The sequence below is a fragment of the Microbacterium sp. Leaf351 genome (assembly GCF_001423825.1).
In the GTDB taxonomy this organism is placed as follows: Bacteria; Actinomycetota; Actinomycetes; order Actinomycetales; family Microbacteriaceae; genus Microbacterium; species Microbacterium ginsengisoli.
This window is the reverse complement of record NZ_LMPK01000015.1, coordinates 167906-169680: the sequence shown is the minus strand read 5'-3', so window position 1 is coordinate 169680 and position 1775 is coordinate 167906. Positions and strand designations below refer to the sequence as shown.

1 protein-coding gene and 1 pseudogene are annotated in these 1775 nt (G+C 71.5%); one reads left to right on the top strand and one right to left on the bottom strand.

Annotated features, from left to right (window positions below; translation table 11 throughout):
- A partial coding sequence (locus tag ASG00_RS06480) for a hypothetical protein (RefSeq protein WP_056207811.1) occupies window positions 1-929 on the top strand: 929 nt, incomplete at its 5' end.
- 107 nt (window positions 930-1036) lie between these two features.
- On the opposite strand, the pseudogene ASG00_RS17435 reads toward ASG00_RS06480, so the two are convergent.
- Window positions 1037-1775: pseudogene (locus ASG00_RS17435) on the bottom strand (NAD(P)/FAD-dependent oxidoreductase); the annotation flags it as partial.

Sequence of the window (1775 nt, the reverse complement as noted above, 5' to 3'; positions counted from 1 at the left end):
CCCCGCCCGCCGCGAACGGGTCGACCTCGTCCCCACTGGTGCGTGCATCGATCTGGGTCGCCATCGGCGCACTCATCGCCGCAGCAATCGTGAGCGTCGTCTGGGTGCTCGTGGGCAACCAGAACGGCCTCATCGGGCGGGCGTTCCTCACGATCTTCCTGCTCGCCGCATTCGCCGGGGTCTCGATCCTCGAGGCGCGGCTGTCATCGCGGCGTCCGGTGTGGTTCGTGCTGGTCAGCATGACGGTGTGGGTCGTGACGCTGCTCATCGGCGCGATCTTCATCTGGATGCCGGCAGGCTCCGCGCAAAGCGGCTACGACGATCCTTACGGCAGCGGCTCCAACCCGCTCGTCCCGTCGTATGACGGTGTCGACCCGCTTCTCGGCGCGCAGCGCACCTTCTCGTTCTTTCTCGTGGTGCTGATCCTCCAGCTCGCCGTGCTGCACGTGCGCCTCTACGTGAAGGCATGGCTGCGGTTCCGCACGTCGTTCACCACGGTCACGTCTCTCGCGACCATCGCCTTGGTCGGCATCCTCGCCGTGCTGCTGGTGATCCCGCTCGTGCTGCAGGAGTTCCTGCGCTTCCACGACATCTACTGGCGCCTCACGGTCGCCGTCGCCATCCTCGCCGCCGTCGGCACCGCCCTCGTGCCGCTCGTGACCGTGCTGTTCGCGCCGCGGACTCCCAAGCCCCTGGTCGCGGGGCCCCCGCCCGGATGGCCGACCTACGCCGACCGGGTCACGCCGCTGCCTCCGCTGCCGAACGGCACGCCGGACTGGAACGCGTACTACACGGGCCGGCCCAGCTATCCCGCTCCGGGCACGGCCCCCGCTGCCGCACCGGCGCCCGCGGCTCCCGTCGCTGCGCCGACCGGTGACCCGACGCTTCCGCCGCGCCCTCCGCTGCCGCCGCAGACGCCCACGGAGTGACCGCCGGGTCGCACACCCACGGTCAGATCGCGCCCTCCCCGCGTGACCTGACTCGGCGACGGGCCGCGCGACCCGATGGAACGGCGGCCCGCGACTGAACCTGGGGTTCAGGCCTCGAGCAGCTCCCGCGCCGCCCTCGCCGCGTTGTGACCGCCGATTCCGCTGACCGCGCCACCTCGCACCGCGCTCGATCCGCACAGCAGCACCCCGTCGACGCCTGACGCGACGCCCCAGCGGGCGGGTGCGGCATCGGGGGCGTCATCGAGCCACGGCCACGACAACGGGCCGTGGAAGATGTCACCGCCGACCATGCCGAGTGAGCGTTCGAGATCGTCGGTCGTGCGCGCCTCGATGCACGGCGACCCGTCGGGCGCGATCCACAGGCAGTCCTCGATCGGTTCGTCAAGCACCGCGTTCAGCGACCGGATCGCCGCGGACTGCACCTCGTCGCGCGCGCCCGCGGCGTCGCGTCCGGTCACCAACGCGTGCGGCACCTGCAGCCCGAACAGTGTCAGGGTCTGGGCGCCGGCGCTGCGCAGCTCGGGTCCGAGGATCGACGGGTCCGTCAGCGAATGACAGTAGATCTCCGCCGGCAGCGGATCGGGCACGCGACCGGCGCGCGCCGTGGCGTACGCGGCATCCAGATCGCTCATCCGCTCGTTCACGTGGAAGGTTCCCGCGAACGCCGCCTCGGGGGCCACGGATGTGTCGCGCAGCCGCGGCAGTCGACGCAGCAGCATGTTGACCTTCACCTGCGCGCCGGCCGGACGAGAGACAGCGGATGCCTCGCCCCCACCGGCCGTCACCAGATCGGCGAGAACGGCGGCCCCCACGCCCGACAGCACG